The sequence below is a fragment of the Rhodoblastus sp. genome (assembly GCF_041915505.1).
Classification (GTDB): Bacteria; Pseudomonadota; Alphaproteobacteria; order Rhizobiales; family Beijerinckiaceae; genus Rhodoblastus.
Genome location: NZ_JAYSBG010000346.1, coordinates 1 through 3,569 on the forward strand (window position 1 = coordinate 1; position 3,569 = coordinate 3,569).

At 65.1% G+C, this 3,569-nt stretch carries 4 protein-coding genes and 1 tRNA gene; 2 read left to right on the forward strand and 3 right to left on the reverse strand.

The window, feature by feature from the left end; genetic code table 11:
- Window positions 1-134, forward strand: a 134-nt coding sequence (locus ACE3S9_RS16635) for a hypothetical protein (protein WP_374546472.1), incomplete at its 5' end; no start/stop codon positions are given.
- Between the two features lie 93 nt (window positions 135-227).
- Here the strand turns inward: ACE3S9_RS16635 and ACE3S9_RS16640 are convergent.
- Window positions 228-1,697, reverse strand: coding sequence for a M48 family metalloprotease (locus ACE3S9_RS16640; protein WP_374547593.1), 1,470 nt, complete (start codon window positions 1,695-1,697; stop codon window positions 228-230).
- Between the two features lie 56 nt (window positions 1,698-1,753).
- Window positions 1,754-2,593, reverse strand: a complete 840-nt coding sequence (locus ACE3S9_RS16645) for a thermonuclease family protein (protein WP_374547594.1) — start codon at window positions 2,591-2,593, stop codon at window positions 1,754-1,756.
- Between the two features lie 100 nt (window positions 2,594-2,693).
- Between ACE3S9_RS16645 and ACE3S9_RS16650 the strand changes: the two genes are divergently transcribed.
- Window positions 2,694-2,770 (forward strand) — tRNA-Arg (locus tag ACE3S9_RS16650).
- 352 nt (window positions 2,771-3,122) lie between these two features.
- On the opposite strand, the gene ACE3S9_RS16655 is transcribed toward ACE3S9_RS16650, so the two are convergent.
- Window positions 3,123-3,569: CBS domain-containing protein (locus tag ACE3S9_RS16655; protein WP_374547595.1), on the reverse strand; the 447-nt coding region annotated here is incomplete at its 5' end.

Sequence of the window (3,569 nt, forward strand, 5' to 3'; positions counted from 1 at the left end):
TGGCGTGGTCGGGCATTGGCTCGGCGATCCTGTACAAGATCGTCGATCTGATCGTGGGCCTGCGTCCGACCCCGGATCAGGAGCGCGAGGGCCTCGACATCTCCGATCACGGCGAACGCGCCTACAATTACTGAAACCGCGTACCCTCACGCGTCATCACAATAAGGCGGCGGGCACAAGCCCGCCGCTTTTCATTTGGGAACGGCGAAACGGCAGCCGAAGGCCGTTCAATAGGCCACGATCTTGTAGGTTTCGCCCGGCTTCAATTGCTCGGCGTCGAGCCCGTTAAGGAGCTGGAACTGCTGCAGCGGCCGGTCGGTCAGGGCCATTTTGTCGGCCATGGTCTGGGCGGTGTCGCCTGCCGCCGCGACGGCCAGCCGGATATGCAGCGGCTGGGCGAGCTTTTCCTCCTCTGGCGTGATCGGTCGGAAGGAATTGATCGATTCGTTGAATTTCTTGTCGGCCGCTGGGGTCATGGCCTTGATCGCAAAAATGATGCGATAGAGATCGTCGTGGAAGGCGATCACCGCCACTCGGAAATTCCATTCGCCGGCGCGGGCGTCGGCGAAGACCGCCGGCAGGTCGTTGACGGTTCCGGTGCGGATGGTCGAGGACAACAGGCCGTCAATCCAGCCGGAAGTCAGATAATCGGTCAGGCTCTTGCCCTGCGGCGCGCGCACGCTGTCGAACCGCAGCGCCTCCGCCCCGCCGTCGGCGACGCCGAGCACCGCCTGGGCCGAATTTTCCAGCGCATAGCCCTCCGGCGCCTCGAAGGCGAAGCCGAGGCGCGGATGGATGAATTTCCGTCCCCTGATGGCGCCGTCCATCGGATTGTCGCCAAAGGCGATGCCGTCGATCGCGGCCAGATATTGCGGGCGCGCGGTTTCGCCGATGCCGGGCGCGCCGATCTGGCGGGCGGCCTGTAGCGCCGCCGCTATCCGCTCCGGCGTGGAGGGATGGGTCGAGAGGATGTCCGGCCGCGAGCCGCCTTTCTGGCCGATCAGCGCCGCGCGCATCTCGCTCGAACGGGCGAGCGAACTGAGGAAGCGGGAGGCGCCGAACGGGTCGTAGCCGGCGCGCGCAATGACGCTGATGCCGATCTGGTCGGCCTCGAGTTCCTGCTGGCGCGAGAAGCCGGCGATGGTCTGCGCGGCATTGGCCTGGACCTGCTCGCCTTTCTGGCGGTTCTGGATGACCCGCGCGGCCTGGGTGATCACCGCCGCGGTCTTTTCCTGCTCGGCGCGCAGGAAAGCGTGGCGTGAGGTGACGTGGGCGATTTCATGCGCCATCACGGCCGCCACCTCGGAGGTGTCGTTGGCCAAGGCGAGCAGGCCGCGCGTCACGAACAGATCGCCCGAGGGCAGCGCGAAGGCGTTGACCACGGCAGAATTGAGAATGGTCACGCGATAGGGCTGGGTCGGCGTGTCGCTCGCCTTGGCGAGCCGCGCCAGAACCTCGTTGAGATAATTTTCCGCCTTGGGCCAGCGATAATCGCCGCCATAAAGCGCGATCAGCTTCTTGCGCTCGGCCTCTTCCGGCGTGTCGCCCAAGGCTTTCGGCGCGGCCGCCGGCGCCGAGGGTTTCTGGGGGACGACGCCCTGGCGCTCCAGCGTCGCGCAGCCGCCAAGCAGCAGCAGGGCCGCGAGCGGCGGCAGCGCGAAAATCCGCTGCGACCTGTTCCGTCCGCCCGCCGCCATCGCGCCCGCCGTCCCGTTCGCGCCCGGTGACCGGGCCGCTGCAACCAAAAAACCAATCAGTTTCGCCCCGGCGAATCGGGGCGCCGCGCTCCGTCCGGGCGCGGCGCCTCTTCCATAAACTCGATTTGGCCCGGATGGAATAATTCGATTTGCGGGGCTGCGCCGATTTCGACAACGCCGCGCGCCCGGATCCGCCGGTTCGGCAGGCTCTGCAAGGAAAAGCCCGCATTTTCAAAGGCCGGCAGGCTGCGCCGCGCCAGAACCAGCGAAACGCCGCCGCTACGGCCGCCCGGACTCCCGCCCGCCAGGTTCAGATAGATCCGCGAGCCGGCGCGGCCCACCGAGCGAATCCGGCCTTCGACAATCGCCAGGGTTCCGGCGCGCGCGGCAAATGCGGCGGGATCATCCGTCGCGAGCACCGCAAAATCGGGATCGGCCCAAAGGCCCAGTCTGGCGGCGCGGGCGGCCTGTTCGGCCGCCAAGGCGCCGGCGCCGCAGGCGCCGGGATCGGCGCTCGCCATGGCGAGGCCGGCGGCGGCGAGGGTTTCGTCGGCCGCTTCGTCCGAGGATTCGACGAAGATCCGCGCCGGCAGGCGGCCCCAGCGGTCCGTCGGGCCCAGCGGGAGCACGAGCAGGGTCTGGCCGCGCAGGAGCGAAGTCAGCTCAAGAGCGGTCTCGTGCGGCCGTTGCGGCGCCTTCGCGGTGGCGCGCGGCGGCTCCAGCATGGGAAAAGCGACCTGGCGGCCATCGACCAGGACGATATCCAGCCGGTCGCTGACATGATCGAGCCGCACCGGCTCGCTCGCTGCGGCGCGATCGCAGGAGGGCGCTCCGGCGGCCTGAGCCAGCAGCGCCAGCCAGCAGCAGCCCACCCTGAGACATGCGGTCAGGCGCAAGGCGACCCCCGATGCGGACAAGAAAGCGAAAGCTTAGCATGATTGCGCGCGATGCGGTTTTTCAGGAGCCAATTTTGTGATAGGCAAGGCGCGCATCCGCGTCCCGGTAGCTCAGCAGGATAGAGCAACGGTTTCCTAAACCGTAGGTCAGGGGTTCGAATCCCTTCCGGGACGCCAATAAAATCAACATTTTGCGTGGAAATATCATTCCGTGTCGCCGGTTGCGTGTCAGGGCGCAGTGGTTCTGCTGCGTGATCCTGCGCCTCGCGCCATGCGCGGATGAACGGGCGATTGAAAATGCGGTCATGATCCTCCGCATTCGTCATGGTGGTGCTGTGAAGGCTGTTGTCGCGTTGGTGTTGCTTGATCGTTTCTTCAAGATCCATGCGCCTCGTCGACCAGGGCGGCGAAAGCGAGCGGCGGGTTGGCCCTGAGCGGCCGAGGGGTTGATGCGGTATAAACTGGCGGGGGAACGACGCGCCAAATCAATCGAAAAAGGCGAGGAGCCTGTATCTGGATTTCTAAAAGGCTACATCATCGCGTCACACAATCTCTCAAGCGTAATGGTCGCGCTATATTGACCGTTCGCATTGACCAGAAGGACCGAATGTCCCTTCCGGAACATTCTCACGGCCACGTCGTCGAGATCATCCCACGCGGAACAACACCCTACATCTTCAGGAAATGAAAAGAAAATCCGGTCGGCCGTTTCGGCTTTGGCGTTTCGCGCAATCTGAGCGGCGATGGAGCTGGGCGTGACGACCCCGATGACGCGCCTCTCCTGATCGATCAACAAAACGGCCTCCACCCCCGAATAGCGGAACAGCCGCGCCAGGGATTGCAGCGATGAGTGATGCGACGCCTGGATCAGAGGCTTCCCAATTCTATGCAAAACCTCGCCGATGCTGACCGCCAATTTGCTTCTCCGTGTCTGCGCCCTCGTTTCCAGCGATGTCGGTTTCGTGGCCCTTTCGGC